The organism is Paracoccus simplex (assembly GCF_042648325.1).
Classification (GTDB): Bacteria; Pseudomonadota; Alphaproteobacteria; order Rhodobacterales; family Rhodobacteraceae; genus Paracoccus; species Paracoccus simplex.
The window spans coordinates 43,287-59,349 of record NZ_JBHRXE010000022.1; the positions used below are offsets into that span (position 1 = coordinate 43,287).

Consider the following 16,063-nt stretch of genomic DNA (forward strand, 5'->3'; position numbering starts at 1 on the left):
TCTCTCCTTGGTCTGGGTTCTGGTCAAGGAACGGGCGGAGGGGCGGCTATCCGACAAGGGCCGCGAAAAAAACTTCAGGATCCTTCCGAAAGCGCCTGCAGGCTGTCCAGTTGCCGGCGGATATGCGTGGCCTCGGCGGCGGAATTGGCCAGTCCGATGGCACGGGACAGGGCCTCGCGGGCCTCGGTGTTCCGGCCCAACTGGCGCAGCAAGGCACCGCGAAGGCCGTGCAGGTAGAAATAGCCGTCCAGCCGCTGGCGCAGCGGTTCGACCAGGGCCAACGCCGCCTCGGGGCCGTGCAGCTTGGACAGGGCGACGGCCCGGTTCAGCGTGACCACCGGCGAAGGCGCGAGCCGTTCCAGCGCGGCATAGAGCTGGTCGATGCCGGCCCAGTCGGTCTCGTCGGGTCGCGGCGCGCGGGCATGAAGCGCGGCGATGGCGGCCTGGATCTGATAGGGGCCGGGCCGATGGTGCAGCATCGCCTTGTCGAGCATGGCCAGCGCCTCGTCGATCATCGCGCGATCCCACAAGGTCCGCGTCTGGGCTTCCAGCAGGATCGGCGCGCCGTCCGGGTCGAAGCGCGCCGGCTGGCGGCTGTGCTGCAGCAGCATCAGCGCCAGCAGGCCCATCATCTCGGGCTCGGTTGGAAACAGGCGCAGCATCAGCCGGGCCAGCCGGATCGCCTCGTCGCAGAGCGCGGCGCGCTCGCCGGCCGGGTCGGCATCAGTATAGCCCTCGTTGAAGATCAGGTAGATCATCGCGATCACGGCGGCGAAACGCTCGGCGCGCTCGGACGGGCCGGGTGTGTGGAAGGGCAGGGCGGACTGCGCGATGCGGGCCTTGGCGCGGGTGATGCGCTGCTCCATGGCGCGGGGGGCGACCAGGAAGGCGCGGGCGATGCGCTCGACCGAAAGGCCCGACACGATGCGCAGCGCCAGGGCGATCTGCTGGGTGGCGGGCAGGTCGGGATGGCAGCAGACGAACAGCAGCCGCAGGATGTCGTCGCGGTAATCCGCCGCGTCCAGCCGTTCGGCAAGGTCGGGGCCGTCCTCGGGCTGCGGCATGGCCTCGTCGGGCGGCAGGTCGGCCCGCCGGGCGTCGCGGCGCAGATGGTCCAGCGCGGCGTTGCGCCCGACCATGATCAGCCAGCCTTCGGCGTTGCGCGGCGGGCCGTTCTGCGGCCAGTGGCGCAGGGCGCGCAGGCAGGCCTCCTGATAGGCCTCCTCGGCCAGGTCGAGATCGCGGAAATAGCGCAGCAGGGCCGCCATGACGCGCGGCCGCGCGCCGGTCAGCCGCGCCTCGATCCAGCCGGGGTCAGTCCTGTCCATCGTCACCCGCCTCTCCTCCCGGATGGAACATCATCAGCGGCCGGATCTCGTAGGCGCCGCCGGGATTGGCCGCGCCCAGATCGCGTGCGATGTCCAGCGCCTGGGCCAGCCCCTCGACCTCGACGATGTAAAAGCCCAGCAGCTGCTCCTTGGTCTCGGCATAGGGGCCGTCCAGCACCAACTGCTCGTCCTTGCGGAAGGTGGTCGCGGCGCTGGTCGGCATCAACCGCGCCACCGGGCCGAACTGCCGGGCCCATTTGCGATGCACGGCGCCCAGCCGCTCCATCACCGCGGCATCCTCCTCGCGGGTCCAGGCCGAGGTGACGGCCTCGTCATTGTAGCAAAGCAGCGCGTAAAGCATCGGGTCCTCCTGTGCCAAGGACGGCGGGTGCGTCCGGGTTCCGACACTGAAGGCAAAATATTCGCGCCGATAGGGGGCGGGGGCCGGCATTGCGCATGGAAAAGCCGCCGCGAAGGGATGCTCCGCGGCGGCCGGTCCGGTCATGCCTGCCGGATCAGAACACGAAATCGCCCATGTCGAGCTGGTTCGCCCGCATGTCGCGGATGGTGACGGTGGTATCGGCCGAAAGCCGCAGCACCAGGTCGTCGCCCGATTGCTGGGCGGTGTTGATCACCTGCTGCACCTGGGCGCGGCTGAAATCGTCGAAGTCCAGCCGGTCCAGACCGTTCTGGAAATCGGTGATGACGTCCAGCCCGTCGCCCCGCTCGAATTCGAAGACATCGGCGCCCTGGCCGCCCCAAAGCAGATCATTGCCGCGGCCGCCATCCAGCGAATCGCGGCCTGCGCCGCCCCACAGCCGGTCATTCCCGGAATCGCCATCCAGTTCGTCATGGCCGACGCCACCGTTCAGCAGGTCGTTGCCGGCGCCGCCTTCCAGATCGTCATTGCCATGGCCGCCCCAAAGCCGGTCATGGCCGTTCCCGCCCTCCAGCTCGTCATTGCCGAATCCGCCGAACAGGGTGTCATTGCCGTTTCCGCCTTCGATCTCGTCATGGCCGTTCCCGCCGAACAGCTTGTCGAAACCGGCGCCGCCGAACAGGTCGTCATCGCCATTGCCGCCGGCGATCTCGTCATTGCCAAGGCCGCCATGCAGGCTGTCCTTGCCTTCGCCGCCCAGCAACGTGTCGTTGCCGGCCAGGCCGAAGGCCCGATCGTTGCCGCCCAGCCCCGCCAGCCAGTCGGCGGCATTGGTGCCGTTCAGCACATCGGCGAAATTGGTTCCGATCTTGCGTGCCATGGTGTTGTTCCTTTTTATGGGACGGGGTGGACCCGCGCAGAAATGGGGAATCGCGGCGGTGCATCCGTCGCGGATGGAATGAATGAGGAGATGGCACAGGCTTGCTGACAGTGTTCTGACCCGGACTGTCAGGCGATTGTCAGGCGGCCCGGCAGATCGGCGTTCGGGCGGGTTTGCCCGCCTTGTCAGGCCGTTGTCAGTTCTCAGGCGCTATCAGAACCGGCATGAAGACGCTCGCCCTCCTGTCTCTGGTCCTGTCGCTACCCCTGGTTTCGGCCCAGGCGCAGGATCTGGCGGACCCGGATTTCGAGTTTGCCCGCGACGCGGTGGCGCGGGGTGTCATCCTGCCGCTTGCCGAGGTGCTGGCAAGGCTGCAAGATTCGCATCCGGGCCGGGTGATCGAGGTCGAACTGGGGCAGGATGACGACATGCTGATCTACGAGGTCGAGCTGGTGACGCAGGACGGCCGGCTGATCGACGTCGAACTGGACGCCGCGACCGGCACCATTCTCGAGTTGGACGAGGACTGATGCGGGTGCTGGTTGTCGAGGACGAGCCGCGCATCGCCGCGGATCTCGAACGGGCGCTGAAGGCCGCGGGCTTCCTGGTCGAGGCGGTCGCCGATGGCGAGACCGCCTGGTTCCGCGGCGGCACCGAGAATTACGACCTGATCGTGCTGGACCTGAACCTGCCGCGCCTGGACGGGCTGACGGTGCTGAAACGCTGGCGCGCCGAGGGCTGCGAAAGCCCGGTGCTGATCCTGACCGCCCGCGGCGCCTGGACCGAGCGGGTCGAGGGGATCGACGCCGGCGCCGACGATTACCTGCCCAAGCCCTTCCGCATGGAGGAGCTGATCGCCCGCGCCCGCGCGTTGGTGCGCCGCGCCGGCGGGCGGGGCAATGCGACCCAGCAGATCGGCCGGCTGACCGTGGACCTGAACCGGATGACCGCCGCCATCGACGGCATCCCGGTGCCGGTGACGCCGCTGGAGTTCCGGCTGATTTCCTATCTGGCGCTGAACCGCGACCGGACGGTGCCGCCGACCGAGCTGCTGGAGCATCTCTACGGCGACGACGAATCGCGCGAGGCGAATGCGGTCGAGGCGATCATTACCCGGCTGCGCCGCAAGCTGGGGCCGGGCGTGATCGGCACCCGGCGCGGCTTCGGCTATCATCTGGAAAACGGGCCGGCGGCGTGACCCGCTCGATCCGCTGGCGGCTGGTCCTGGCCGGGGCGCTGGCCATCGCCGCGGCGCTGGCGCTGTCCGGCATGGGTTTGGCCATGTTGTTCGAGCGCCATGGCGAGCGCGTCGCCGTCGCCGACCTGCGCGCCCGGGCGCTGGCCCTGGCGGCCATGGTCGAACCCCAGGCGGATGGCGGCGCCCGGCTGCGGCCGCCGCCCGAGGATCCGCTCTACAGCCAGCCCTTCTCGGGTCATTACTGGCAGGTGACGCTGGGCGAGGAGACACGGCGCTCGCGTTCGCTCTGGGATTATACGCTGCCGGCCGAGGCGCCGGCGCCGCCGCCGGGCCAGACCCGGGTGCGGACCCTGCCCGGACCGCGCGGCGAGGCGCTGCTGGCGGTCGAGCAGGGCCTGTCGGTCGGCCGCGGCGACCGGCCGGTGCCGCTGCGCATCATCGTGGCCGAGAATCGCGACGATCTGGAACTGGCGCGGCGCGGTTTCCTGGGCGACCTGCTGCCCTATCTCGCGCTGCTCGGCGCGGCGCTGATGGGGGCAAGCTGGCTGCAGATCCGCATCGGGCTGCAGCCGCTGGCCCGGGTGGGCGAACGGGTGGCGGGGCTGGTCTCGGGGGGGCGGCCGCGCATCGGCCAGGATCTGCCGGCCGAGGTGGTCCCGCTTGCCAGCCAGATCGACCGGCTGCTCGACGCCCGGGACGAGGAACTGGCCCGCGCCCGCCAGCGTGCCGCCAATCTGGCGCATGGCTTCAAGACGCCGCTGCAGGCGCTGCTGGGCGATGCCGCGCAGCTGCGTGCCCGCGGCGAGGAGGAGATCGCCCGCAGCATCGAGACCGTCGCCACCGACATGCGCCGCCATGTCGACCGGGAACTGGCCCGCGCCCGCATCCAGTCGGGGCGCAATGCCGCCGGCGCCGAGCCCGGCCCGATCGCCGCCAAGCTGATCGGCGTGCTGCGCCGCACGCCCCTGGGCGCCGAGATCGACTGGCAGCTCGATGCCGCGCCCGGATTGCGCGCCCGCATCGACCCCGACGACCTGACCGAGGCGCTTGGTGCGTTGCTGGAAAACGCCATGCGCCACGCCCGCGACACGGTGCGCGTCCGGGTCCGGCCAGAGGCCGGTGCCATCCGCATCGCCATAAGCGATGACGGCCCGGGCGTGCCCGAGGCGCATCTGGCCGGGCTGACCCGCCGCGGCCTCAGCCTCGATCCCAGCGGCGAGGGGCAGGGCATCGGCCTGGCCGTGGTCGCCGATATCGTCGATGCCGCGCAGGGCGCGCTGGCGCTGCGCAACACCCATCCCGGCTTCCAGGCCGAATTGCGCTTCGAGGCGCTGTCGCCCGACCCGGCTTCACCGTCCCCCGACCCGTCCTGACTCGCTTCGGTCGCGGCACCACTCCTGCGGTTTTCCCGCTGCCCGAATGCCCATGGTCACGGCAGGACCACCGCCACGTTGTCGATCAGCCGCACGCCGTCGAGCCAGGCCGCGACCAGCAGCCGGGCCGGACGGCCGCGCTGCGGCGCCTGCAGCGTCTCGCCGTCGCGCAGTTCCAGATATTCCACCGGCCCGATCCCCGCCGCCTCCAGCTCGGCGCGCGCGGCGGTCAGCGTCCCGGCGGCCGGCTCGCCCGCCTCGATCCGCCGCGCCGCGTCGAACAGCGTGCGGGGCAGGGCGGCGGCGCGGGACCGGCCCTCGGGCGTCAGCCGCTGGTTGCGCGAGGACAGCGCCAGCCCGTCCGGGGCCCGCACGCAGGGGCAGGGCACGATCTCGATGGGCAGTTTCAGGTCCAGCGCCAGCCGCCGCACCAATTGCAGTTGCTGCCAGTCCTTTTCGCCGAAGAAGGCGCGGTCGGCCTGGGTCATGTTGAACAGCAGCGTCACCACCGTCGCGACGCCGTCGAAATGGCCGGGGCGATGCGCGCCCTCCAGCGGCCCGGTGACGCCCGAGACCGAGATCACCGTCGCGTGCTCGGGCGGATAGACCTCGTTCCCGTCCGGGACGAACAGCAGGTCGACGCCCAGGGGGCCGAGCAGCGCCGCATCCGCATGTTCGGTGCGCGGATATTTCGCGAAATCCTCGGCATTGTTGAACTGGCGCGGATTCACGAACAGCGTCACGATCACCCGGTCGCAAGCGGCCTTCGCAGCGCGGACCAGGCTCAGATGCCCTTCGTGCAGCGCCCCCATGGTGGGGACGACGCCGATGGTTTCGCCCCGGCATTTCCAGTCGCGGACCTTGTCGCGCAGCTCGGCCAGCGGCCGGACGATCGGCGTGTTCATTCCGGCTTGCCCTCGCCGAAGACATGCTCGGGGCCGGGGAAGCTGCGGGCCCGCACCTCTGCGGCATAGGCAGCGATTGCGGCCTCGGCATCCTGGCCCAGTTCGGCATAGCGCTTGACGAATTTGGGCCGGAACTCCGAGAACAGGCCCAGCATGTCGTCCACCACCAGCACCTGGCCGTCGCAATCGACGCCCGCGCCGATGCCGATGGTGGGCACGGCGATCTCTTGCGTGATGCGGCGGCCGAGCGCCGCGGGCAGCTTTTCCAGCACCACGGCGAAGGCGCCGGCATCGGCCAGCGCCGCGGCGTCGCCGGCGATGCGGTCGGCCTCGTGATGGCCGCGGCCCTGCACCTTGTAGCCGCCGAGCGTGTTCACCGATTGCGGCGTCAGTCCGACATGGCCCATGACCGGGATGCCGCGCGCCACCAGGAAGGCCACGGTCTCGGCCATGTGCCGGCCGCCTTCCAGCTTGACCGCCTGACAGCCGGTCTCGGCCATCAGCCGCGCGGCGTTGCGGAAAGCCTGCTCGGGGCCTTCCTCGTAACTGCCGAAGGGCATGTCGACCACCATGCAGGCGTGCGAGCTGCCGCGCGCCACGGCGCGGCCATGCAGGACCATCATCTCCATCGTCACGCCCAGGGTCGATGGCAGGCCGTGCAACACCATGCCCAGGCTGTCACCCACCAGCACCAGGTCGCAATGCGCATCGACGAGACGGGCCATGGGGGTGGTATAGGCGGTCAGGCAGACCACGGGCTCGACGCCCTTGCGGGCACGGATGTCGCCGGGGCCAAGCCGGCCCTTACGATCAGGGGTCGCGCTCATCTCTCTCTCCCTTGTCCTCGGCCGCGGCGGCCGGTGCCCGAATATTGGATTCGCGCCGGGATGTCTCGCAATAAAATGAGGCGGGGCGCGATCCAGGCGCATGAAAAGAAGGAGCTGGTCCGGGTTGCAGGAGATCCGCGATGAAGCCTTTTATATCAAGGCATTGATCGCAATATCTTGGGTTCTGGTCAGGAGATCCGCGTCCCATTCGCCTTGCATCCCGGCACGATGCCACGGCATGGCAAGAGGCGGAAACCGCCGGACGGCCAGAGCGTGACCAGACGATGATTTAAGTAATGTCAAATAGATATAATATATTCATAGATAAATTGTAGGTTCTGTGCGTGACCGCAGTGCCGACCTTCCTTGACACCGAACCGACCCGGGCATAGTCCGCTGCAAGGCCCCTTCGCGCGGGTCCATCGAACGCAGATGCCGCGTTGCGGCCAGTTCCTCGGGATCGAGACATGACGCTGAAAGCTGCCATCCTTGGAGCATCGGGTTACACGGGCGCGGAACTGGTCCGCATCCTTGCCACCCATCCCCGGATCGAGATCGCTGCGCTCTCTGCCGACCGCAAGGCGGGGCAGGGCTATGCCGAGGTCTTCCCGCATCTGCGGCACCTGAAACTGCCGGCCCTGGTCCGGATGGAGGAGATCGACTTCTCGGCCATCGACCTGGTGTTTTGCGCCTTGCCGCATGGCCTGAGCCAGCCGCTGGTCGGGCAACTGCCGGAAAGCGTGAAGATCGTCGACCTGGGCGCCGATTTCCGGCTGCGCGACCCGGCGGAATATCTGAAATGGTATGGGCTTGACCATGCCGCGCCCGAGATCCAGCCGCAGGCGGTCTACGGGCTGACCGAATTCTATCGCGACCAGATCCGCGGCGCCCGACTGGTCGCCGGCACCGGCTGCAACGCCGCCACGGTACAGTTCGCGCTGCGGCCGCTGATCGGATCAGGGCTGATCGACCTCGACGACATCATCTGCGACCTGAAGAACGGCGTGTCCGGGGCAGGGCGCTCGCTCAAGGAAAACATGCTTTTCGCCGAGCGCTCCGAGGATGTGGCCGGCTATTCGCAGGGCGGTAAGCACCGCCACCTGGGCGAATTCGACCAGGAGTTTTCGCTGCTGGCCGGCCGGCCGGTGCAGATCCAGTTCACCCCGCATCTGGTGCCGGTGAACCGCGGCATCCTGGCGTCCTGCTATCTGAAGGGCGAGGCGCAGGCGGTTCATGCCGCGCTGACGGCGGCCTATGCCGACGAGCCTTTCGTCGTGGTGCTGCCCTTCGGGCAATTGCCGGCAATGGCGCATGTGCAGGGCTCGAACTTCTGCCATATCGGCGTGACCGGGGACCGCATCTCGGGCCGCACGCTGGTGGTCTCGACGCTCGACAATCTCTGCAAGGGCTCCTCGGGGCAGGCGGTGCAGAACGCGAACCTGATGCTCGGCCTGCCGGAAACCGAAGGGCTGATGCTGGCGCCGATCTTTCCCTGAACCCAGGGGCCTGCGGCGCATTCTTCCGAATTTTCCCGGGAACCCCGGGCCTTCTCGGCGCGTCTTGTTGCCAGAGCGGCGGCGCATGTCGCCGCCCCCAGAGGAGGATTGGGAATGCGTAGCCTGTTTGCGACCGCCGCTTCCGTCATGGTGCTGGCACTGGCCGGCTGCGGCGACAATGCCACCGAACGCGCCGCGACCGGAGGCATCGGCGGCGCGGTCGTGGCCGGCCCCGTCGGCGCCGTGGCCGGGGCCACGGTGGGGGCCGCAACGGCCGACTGAGGCCAAGAAAAAGGGCAGGGCCCGCGGCCCCGCCCCGTCAGTCATGCAATCGACAAGACCTCAGGCCTTGGCGCGTTCCACATAGGTCAGGTCGGCGGTGTTGATGATCACCTTGGTGCCGACGCCGATATGCGGCGGCACCATGATCCGCACGCCGTTATGCGCCATGGCCGGCTTGTAGCTGGACGAGGCGGTCTGGCCTTTGACCACCGGCTCGGTTTCGACCACCTCGACGGTGACCTTCTGCGGCAGTTCGATGGCGATGGCGACGCCGTTATGGACCTGCAGGAAGACGCTGATGCCGTCTTCCAGGAACACCTTGTCGTCGCCGACCACGTCGGGCGAGACCACGACCTGCTCGTAGCTTTCCGGCTCCATGAAATGGAACCCCTCGCCGTCCTCGTAGAGGAAGTTATAGGCGCGTTCGTCGACATGGGCGCGCTCGACCTGCTCGGTGGTCTTCCAGCGTTCCGAGACCTTGTTGCCGTCGGCGATGCGGCGCAGCTCGACCTGGGTGGTCGGCGTGCCCTTGCCGGGGTGGAAGTTCGTCGCCGTCAGGACGACATGAAGCTTGCCGTCGATCTCGACGACATTGCCTTTGCGAAGGCTGGAGGCGATGACTTTCAAGGCGGTTTCCCTTGCCTGCTTTTCAAATTCCGACGCGCCGGCTATGCCGGCGATGATGAGTTCCCTTAGCGCCTCGCGCGGCCTCGCGCCAGTCGCAAGCAGCGAAAAACGAGGTTCGCGATGAAAACCGCCCTTGAAAGCCCGTGGTGGGACCGAGACCGCCATGCCGGGCGCCGGCCGCTGCTCTTGGCCCGCAACCGCATCCAGCGCGCGCTCCGCGACTGGCTCGAAGCGCAGGATTTCACCGAGGTCGACCCGCTGGCCCTTGCGGTAAGTCCGGGAAACGAGGCGCATCTGCACGCCTTCGAGACCCGGCAGATCGGCAATGACGGGATGCCTCGGCCGATGTATCTGCACACCAGCCCCGAATTCGCCATGAAAAAGCTGCTGGCGGCGGGCGAGGAGCGCATCTTCGCCTTCAGCCATGTCTGGCGCAACCGCGAGCGCGGGGCGCTGCACAGTCCCGAGTTCACCATGTTGGAATGGTATCGTGTCGGCCGGGATTATCGTGTCCTTTTCGATGATTGCGCGCAGTATCTGCGGCATGCCGCAGAATGTGCCGGCACCGAGTTGCTGCGCTTTCGCGGCGCCGAATGCGATCCCTATGCCACGCCCGAGGTGATGACGGTGGCGCAGGCGTTCCGCGATTATGCCGGCATCGACCTGCTTTCGACCTGCGACGGGACCGAGACCGATGCGGCGGCGCTGCGCGCCCAGGCCGAGGGGCAGGGGATAAGGCTGGCCGAAGATGACGGCTGGTCCGACATCCTGTCCCGGGTGCTGGTCGAAAAGGTCGAGCCGCATCTGGGCCATGGCCGGCCGCTGATCCTCGACCGCTATCCGGCCGCCGAGGCTGCGCTGGCCCGGCGCGCCGCGGACGAGCCGCGCGAGGCCGAGCGGTTCGAGCTTTACGCCTGCGGGGTAGAACTCGCCAACGGGTTCGGCGAACTCACCGACCCGGTCGAGCAGCGCCGCCGTTTCCTGCTGGAGATGGAGCAAAAGGCGCGAATCTATGGCGAGCGTTATCCGCTGGACGAGGATTTTCTGGCCGCGCTGGCCTTCATGCCACCGGCCTCGGGCTGCGCGCTGGGGTTCGACCGGCTGGTGATGCTGGCAACCGGCGCGCCGCGGATCGACGAGGTTCTTTGGACGTCCCTTTCGTAAGGCAGGCGCTGGCCCGGGATGTCTTGGGCAGGAGCGAATGCCCGGCGGCGCTTGTTGGGCGGGCTGTTGCCACGGTTGTGATTACGCCTTCCAGCCTGTTCACGGCCCCGCTACTCTGGTCCAAACAATCGAGCGAGGGGTAGAAATGCGGTTTTCATTGCGGGTGTCGGCCACCTTGACGGCTCTGGCGCTGGTGCTGGGCGGATGCACCGGCGGGATCTATCAGCCCGGCGGCGTGGCCCAGCAGAGCCAAGAGATCAAATGGGGCCGCAATCAGAATCCGCCGCCTGCCAAGGTGGCCGGGCTGAACGGTTGGATCCAGGGCTTCAAGGCCAATGCGCGCGCGCAGGGGATCAGTGACGGGACGCTGGATTTCGCCTTCCGCGACGTGACCTACAATCCAGAAGTGGTGCGCCGTTCCCAGAACCAGGCCGAGTTCAAGAAATCGCTCTGGGAATATCTCGAGAACGCGGTTTCGGAAAAGCGCCAGAACAACGGCCGCGCGGCGCTGGCGCAATATGGCGGCGTGCTGAACCGCGTCGAGGCGACCTATGGTGTCGACAAGGAGATCGTCGCCGCGGTCTGGGGTATGGAATCCACCTATGGCGAGCGCCGCGGCGACCTGCCGCTGATCGAGGCGCTGTCGACGCTCTCCTATGAGGGCTATCGCGGCGACTTCTTCCGCAGCCAGCTGATGGCCTCGCTGCGCATCCTGCAAGCGGGCGACATCGACCCCGCGCATATGACCGGCAGCTGGGCCGGCGCCATGGGCCACACGCAGTTCATTCCGACCACCTATCTGGCCTATGCCGTCGACTTCACCGGCGACGGGCGACGCGACATCTGGTCGAACGATCCGTCGGACGCGCTGGCTTCGGCGGCGAATTACCTGGCGAAATCCGGCTGGCAAGCCGGCTTGCCGGCTGCGGTCGAGGTCACGCTGCCCGCCGGCTTCAACACCGGGCTTGCCGGCAAGGGCAAGCGCCGCAGCGTCTCGGAATGGCAGTCGCTGGGCGTGCGGCAGGCGACATCGCGCCCCCTGCCGCCGGCGGGCGCCTCGACCGAGCTGATCATTCCTGGCGGCCCCTCGGGCGCGGCCTTCCTGATCACCCGCAACTTCCACGCCATCCTGCGCTACAACAATGCCGACAGCTATGCGCTGGCGGTCTCGCATCTGGCGGACCGGCTGAAGGGCTATCCGGGCCTGGCCAATCCCTGGCCGGCCGATCATCCCGGCCTGCGCATCGAGCAACGCAAGGAAATGCAACGGCTGCTGACCGTGCGCGGTTTCGACACGCAAGGCGTGGATGGCAATGTCGGCAGCAACACGACCAACGCGATCAAGGCCTATCAGACCTCGCGCGGTTTGCCTGTCACGGGCGAACCCTCGGCGGTGTTGCTGGAACAATTGCGTCGCGGCTGAGGTAGCCAAGTCCTGGAATGGCGAGCGATGGCAGTGTTGCTGTCGCTCGTCGGGAGCTATCTACTTTACATAATTTCCATTATCACGAGAATTCACGTTTTCGGGACAGCTTCTATTCTGAACCGCAACAAGCCGAATCCGTGACCGTCTCGTTGCCTTCATGGCTGCTACTTCTCAAGCTCAAGCTCAAGCTCAAGATGCCCGAAAGCTCGGTCGCAACATCGGTCGTGTCACTGTAAGATCGTCAAGATCAACCTGCAGGACTTCGTAGAAATCGCCAATACTGATTTCACGCCGCCAGATTAGACAGGCAACTTCTAATAAGATTTCGTCCACCGGGTTCCCTTTGCATTGGTCGCGCCGCAACGCGGTTTGCCGCATGTCGCTACCCAATCAAGATACCGTTGCTTGAACGCGCCGTTCTTGCGGGCGAACCATACTTCCCGATCTTGAATGAAGGGCTTAATGTCGTCTGATGCCAAAGTTTCGGTAATTCAGCCCCAAGGTGCCGGCACTGTTCCGACGAACGAAATCCCCGCTGCCTGCATCGCTTCAATGGTCTTTTGATCTCATCGGCTTTCCCGGCGTTCTTCGCCATACTCTTCCGTCCGGCCAGGCGGGCGGACGAGCCTTCCATTCGCGACCTCGTGAGCGCTCAGCCGGTCGCGGTGGGCGTTTCCTATTTCTGCCATAGACCTTTGTTGGAAACGCGGCCGGCAGAAAAATCCAATAAAATCAAGGTAATTGGCGGACGGTGAGGGATTCGAACCCTCGAGACGGTTCCCCGCCTACACACTTTCCAGGCGTGCGCCTTCGACCACTCGGCCAACCGTCCGTGGCGGCTCATCTAGCGCGGCGCGGCGGCCGGCGCAAGCCGCAGTTCTCTCAAAGCTTGGAAATCCGCTTCTGTAATTCAGCCAGTTGGCGGCGGATCTCGGCCATGTCTTCGGGTTCGGCGGCCTTCTTGCCGGCGCGGCGGGGATCAGGCTCGACCTCGCCCAATTCGGGGCCGCTGCTGCCCGCCGTCCCCCAACCCGCCGCCATCGCCTTCAGGAACATCTGCTGCTGGCGCTGCAGCGCCTCGAAGCCGGGCATCGAGGACATCGGGTTCGGGAAGGTCGACAGGTTCTCCATCATCTTGGACTGGCCCTCGCGCAGCATCTCGAAACTGGCGGCGAGGAATTGCGGCACCACGGATTGCGCCTGCGTGGTGTAGCTGCGCACCAGGTCGATCAGAACCTCGACCGGCAGCACGTTTTCGCCCCGGCCCTCATGCTCGGCGATGATCTGCAGAAGATATTGCCGCGTCAGGTCGTCGCCGGTCTTCAGGTCGACGATGCGGACCTGGCGTCCGGCGCGGATGAAACGGGCGATGTCGTCAAGCGTGACGTAATCGCTCGTCTCGGTGTTGTAGAGGCGGCGACTCGCATAGCGCTTGATCAGCAGCGGGGTCGTATTCTCGGCCTCGGCCATGGCTCCTCCGGCGATGCATTTGCAGCATGATGGGAAATGACCCGCGGAAATGCAAAGAAAATCGCCCGTCATTCCCGACGCGACGCGGCGTGCAGAAATGAGAAAAGGGGGCAGCACCCTGCCCCCTTGTCCCGAATTGTCCGATACGGCCGAAGGCGCGGATCAGGCCTTGGTCACGGTGCTGGCCGAGGTCGTCGCGGCGGCAGCGGCTTTCTTGACCGCGGCCTGGGTCTCGCGGGTGGCCTTCTCGGCGGCTTTCTGGGCGTCGGCGGCCAGGTCCTTGCCGGCGGTCAGCATCAGATCGACGGTGTCCATCTGCACTTTCTTGGCGACTTCGGCGAAGGCGGCCATATGCTCGGCAGCGGCTTCCGCGGCGGAGGTGGCGAAATCGCTCACGGCCTTGGCGTATTCGGCCGGCTCTTCCTTCGAGGCGGTCAGCTCGCCCAGGCGGGCGATGGTGTCTTTCGCCCATTGCGACGAAATCTCGGTCGAACGCTCGGCGGCAGCCAGGGCAACCCGGGCCATCTTCTCGCCCAGCGCGGTCTGCGACTTGAACGCGTCCTGGACAGAGGAGGTGTCGATCGGCATTTTCGCCAGCATTTCCTGCAGGGTTTTGGTGAAGTCGGGGGTCTTGGCCATTTGCTCTCTCCTAGATCGGCGCGAAGCTTGGGCACCGGTTGAACTGTTCTGTCCCCCATATACTTTCTGCACCGCAGCATTGCAAGGTTTTCTTGCTGCGGTGCAGAAAATTTCTGCTAGGCGCGCTCGTGGACATAGACGCCGGGAGCCGGGCCGAAACCCTCGCCGGAGTCCCGCGCTTCGACCAGGGAACCGGAATGCCGCGCCAGCCATTCGCCCCAGCGACCCCACCAACTGCCTTCGTGGCGCTGCGCCTGGTCCAGCCAGTGCTGCTCGCCCCGGTCGAAGCCGGCATCCGAGGTGTAATGGCCGTATTTCTTCTTGCTGGGCGGATTGACGATGCCGGCAATATGGCCCGATTCGGAAAGGATGAAGGTCTTGTCCGCGGAGCCCATCTGCGCCACGCCGCGCCAGCTGTCGCGCCAGGGGGCGATGTGGTCGGTTTCGCAGGCGATGGCGCAAAGCGGCACGGTCACATCGCTGACATGCAGGCGCTGGCCCATCAGCTCGAACCCTTCGCGGACGAAGCGGTTCTGCTGGCACAGGCCGCGCAGGTATTCCACCGCCATGCGTCCCGGCAGGTTCGTGCCGTCGCCGTTCCAAAACAACAGGTCGAAGGCGGGCGGCGTCTCGCCCAGCATGTAGCTGCGGATCGCCGGTCCCCAGACCAGGTCGTTGGCGCGCAGGAAGCTGAAGGTGCGCGTCATCAACTGGGCGCTGAGGACACCGGTGCGCGCCGCTTCCTCCTCGATGCCCGAGACGAAATCCTCTTGCAGATAGGCGGTGAATTCGCCCTGGTCCTCGAAATCGGTCAGGGTGGTGAAGAATGTGGCCGAGTTCACCCGGTCGTCGCCGCGCTGCTTGAGCAGCGACAGCGTCAGGGCCAGCGTGGTGCCGGCGATGCAATAGCCGATCACGTTCAGCTTCTTCTGGTCGGTCAGGTCCAGGATCCGGTCCATGACCTCGAGATAGGCGTGGACGTAATCGTCCATGCCGGTCTCGCCATAGCTCGGGTCGGGGTTCTTCCAGGCCACCACGAACAGCGTATAGCCCTGGTCGACGATCCATTTGATCAGACTGTTCTGCGGCTTGAGGTCGAGGATGTAGAACTTGTTGATCCAGGGCGGGAAGATCACCAGCGGGATCTCGTGCACCTGCCCGGTGCTCGGCTTGTACTGGATCAGCTCGTAAAGCCGGGTGCGGGCGACGACGCTGCCTTCGGAGGTGCCGATGTTCTCGCCCACCCGGAAGGCGTCGTGATCGGCCAGCGAGACGATCAGCTCGCCGCTGTTCTGCTCGACGTCGCGGACCAGGTTCTCTAGCCCCCTGACCAGGCTCTCGCCTTCGGTCGCCAGGGCCTTTTCCAGCGCGTCGGGATTGGTGGCCAGGAAATTCGTCGGCGCCATCATGTCGATCATCTGGCGGGTGAACCATTCGATCCGGCGCCGGTCGGTCATCTCGGGCAGGTCCAGCGCGCTGGCCGCTTCCTCCAGCGCCTGGGCGTTGATGTGATATTGCCGCTTGATGAAGTTGAAGAACGGATGCGCCTCCCACAGCGGATTCGAGAAGCGGCGGTCCCGCGGCCCCTCGGCCGGCGGCGGTGTCAGGGTGCCGCGGGCGAAGGCGGCCTGGGCCTCGGCGAAATGGCGCAGGGTTTCGCCCCAATAGCTGACCTGCTGGCCGATCACCCGCTCGGGCTGCTCGGCCAGCAGCTTCAGCCAGGCCGAGGTGGCGGTGGCGAAAAGGTCGGGGCCGGGCATCTCGACGCCGGGGCTGTGGGCGCGGCGCTGCGCCAAGGCGCTGATCAGCCGCTGCGTCAGCGATTCGATGCGCTCGATATTCAGGGCCAGCTGCTCGGGCAGCCGGCTGTCGGCGCCGAAAGCGGCCTCGGCGAACGCCGTCGCCTGATTGCCGAGCGCCGGGGCGGCGGGGGCATCGCGCCCGGGCATGGTGGGCTTCTCCGGCGCGGTGGCGCCCGCGGCGGCGGGGGCCTTGGCGGGCCTGCCCTGCCCCGGCGCCGCGGGTCCGGTGGCGCCAAGCGGGCGCAGCGCCTCGTCCACGGCGCTCAG

At 67.0% G+C, this 16,063-nt stretch carries 16 protein-coding genes and 1 tRNA gene; 7 read left to right on the forward strand and 10 right to left on the reverse strand.

Annotated elements, in window-relative coordinates; all coding sequences use genetic code 11:
* Nucleotides 1–74: 74 nt before the first annotated feature.
* From ACFOMP_RS10005 to ACFOMP_RS10015, 3 genes are all read right to left on the reverse strand, one after another.
* Entirely contained in the window at nucleotides 75–1,328 is a 1,254-nt protein-coding gene (locus ACFOMP_RS10005) for an RNA polymerase sigma factor (RefSeq protein ID WP_289893571.1), read from the reverse strand.
* On the reverse strand, nucleotides 1,315–1,689 hold the full coding sequence (locus tag ACFOMP_RS10010; RefSeq protein WP_379029996.1) for a YciI family protein: 375 nt from the start codon (nucleotides 1,687–1,689) through the stop codon (nucleotides 1,315–1,317). The genes ACFOMP_RS10005 and ACFOMP_RS10010 overlap by 14 nt, the downstream gene beginning before the upstream one ends.
* A 154-nt stretch (nucleotides 1,690–1,843) precedes the next feature.
* Nucleotides 1,844–2,587 (reverse strand): calcium-binding protein, encoded by a 744-nt coding sequence (locus tag ACFOMP_RS10015; RefSeq protein WP_379029998.1) that lies wholly within the window; start codon nucleotides 2,585–2,587, stop codon nucleotides 1,844–1,846.
* Nucleotides 2,588–2,811: 224 nt separating this feature from the next.
* Here ACFOMP_RS10015 and ACFOMP_RS10020 point away from each other — a divergent pair, with 224 nt between their 5' ends.
* Genes ACFOMP_RS10020 through ACFOMP_RS10030 form a run of 3 tightly spaced genes read left to right on the forward strand, consistent with a single transcriptional unit; the run spans nucleotide 2,812 to nucleotide 5,158 of the window.
* Nucleotides 2,812–3,117, forward strand: a complete 306-nt coding sequence (locus ACFOMP_RS10020; RefSeq protein WP_289893568.1) for a PepSY domain-containing protein — start codon at nucleotides 2,812–2,814, stop codon at nucleotides 3,115–3,117.
* Nucleotides 3,117–3,785 (forward strand): response regulator transcription factor, encoded by a 669-nt coding sequence (locus ACFOMP_RS10025; protein WP_379030000.1) that lies wholly within the window; start codon nucleotides 3,117–3,119, stop codon nucleotides 3,783–3,785. Before ACFOMP_RS10020 ends, ACFOMP_RS10025 begins: the two co-directional genes overlap by 1 nt.
* Entirely contained in the window at nucleotides 3,782–5,158 is a 1,377-nt protein-coding gene (locus ACFOMP_RS10030) for a sensor histidine kinase (protein ID WP_379030002.1), read from the forward strand. Before ACFOMP_RS10025 ends, ACFOMP_RS10030 begins: the two co-directional genes overlap by 4 nt.
* Nucleotides 5,159–5,214: 56 nt before the next feature.
* Here the strand turns inward: ACFOMP_RS10030 and panC are convergent, their stop codons facing one another.
* Both panC and panB read right to left on the reverse strand, forming a co-directional pair.
* Entirely contained in the window at nucleotides 5,215–6,063 is an 849-nt protein-coding gene (panC, locus tag ACFOMP_RS10035; protein WP_379030004.1) for a pantoate--beta-alanine ligase, read from the reverse strand.
* Entirely contained in the window at nucleotides 6,060–6,890 is an 831-nt protein-coding gene (gene panB, locus ACFOMP_RS10040; RefSeq protein ID WP_379030006.1) for a 3-methyl-2-oxobutanoate hydroxymethyltransferase, read from the reverse strand. Before panB ends, panC begins: the two co-directional genes overlap by 4 nt.
* A 467-nt stretch (nucleotides 6,891–7,357) precedes the next feature.
* On the opposite strand from panB, the gene argC reads away from it, so the two are divergent.
* Together argC and ACFOMP_RS10050 are read left to right on the forward strand one after the other, a co-directional pair.
* Entirely contained in the window at nucleotides 7,358–8,386 is a 1,029-nt protein-coding gene (gene argC, locus ACFOMP_RS10045) for an N-acetyl-gamma-glutamyl-phosphate reductase (protein ID WP_289893562.1), read from the forward strand.
* Nucleotides 8,387–8,500: 114 nt separating this feature from the next.
* Nucleotides 8,501–8,668 (forward strand): hypothetical protein, encoded by a 168-nt coding sequence (locus tag ACFOMP_RS10050; protein ID WP_289893561.1) that lies wholly within the window; start codon nucleotides 8,501–8,503, stop codon nucleotides 8,666–8,668.
* A 60-nt stretch (nucleotides 8,669–8,728) separates the two neighbouring features.
* Here ACFOMP_RS10050 and efp read toward each other — a convergent pair whose 3' ends face one another.
* On the reverse strand, nucleotides 8,729–9,295 hold the full coding sequence (efp, locus tag ACFOMP_RS10055; RefSeq protein ID WP_289893560.1) for an elongation factor P: 567 nt from the start codon (nucleotides 9,293–9,295) through the stop codon (nucleotides 8,729–8,731).
* Nucleotides 9,296–9,415: 120 nt separating this feature from the next.
* On the opposite strand from efp, the gene epmA reads away from it, so the two are divergent.
* Nucleotides 9,416–10,459 (forward strand): EF-P lysine aminoacylase EpmA, encoded by a 1,044-nt coding sequence (epmA, locus tag ACFOMP_RS10060; RefSeq protein ID WP_379030009.1) that lies wholly within the window; start codon nucleotides 9,416–9,418, stop codon nucleotides 10,457–10,459.
* Between the two features lie 145 nt (nucleotides 10,460–10,604).
* Nucleotides 10,605–11,882 (forward strand): lytic murein transglycosylase, encoded by a 1,278-nt coding sequence (locus ACFOMP_RS10065; RefSeq protein ID WP_289893558.1) that lies wholly within the window; start codon nucleotides 10,605–10,607, stop codon nucleotides 11,880–11,882.
* 745 nt (nucleotides 11,883–12,627) lie between these two features.
* Here ACFOMP_RS10065 and ACFOMP_RS10070 read toward each other — a convergent pair.
* The 4 genes from ACFOMP_RS10070 to phaC form a co-directional block, all read right to left on the reverse strand.
* Nucleotides 12,628–12,717, reverse strand: a tRNA-Ser gene (locus ACFOMP_RS10070).
* A gap of 50 nt (nucleotides 12,718–12,767) precedes the next feature.
* Entirely contained in the window at nucleotides 12,768–13,355 is a 588-nt protein-coding gene (phaR, locus tag ACFOMP_RS10075; RefSeq protein WP_289893575.1) for a polyhydroxyalkanoate synthesis repressor PhaR, read from the reverse strand.
* A gap of 162 nt (nucleotides 13,356–13,517) precedes the next feature.
* Entirely contained in the window at nucleotides 13,518–13,994 is a 477-nt protein-coding gene (locus ACFOMP_RS10080; protein WP_289893576.1) for a phasin family protein, read from the reverse strand.
* A 116-nt stretch (nucleotides 13,995–14,110) separates the two neighbouring features.
* On the reverse strand, nucleotides 14,111–16,063 hold a 1,953-nt coding region (phaC, locus tag ACFOMP_RS10085), incomplete at its 5' end, for a class I poly(R)-hydroxyalkanoic acid synthase (RefSeq protein WP_379030012.1).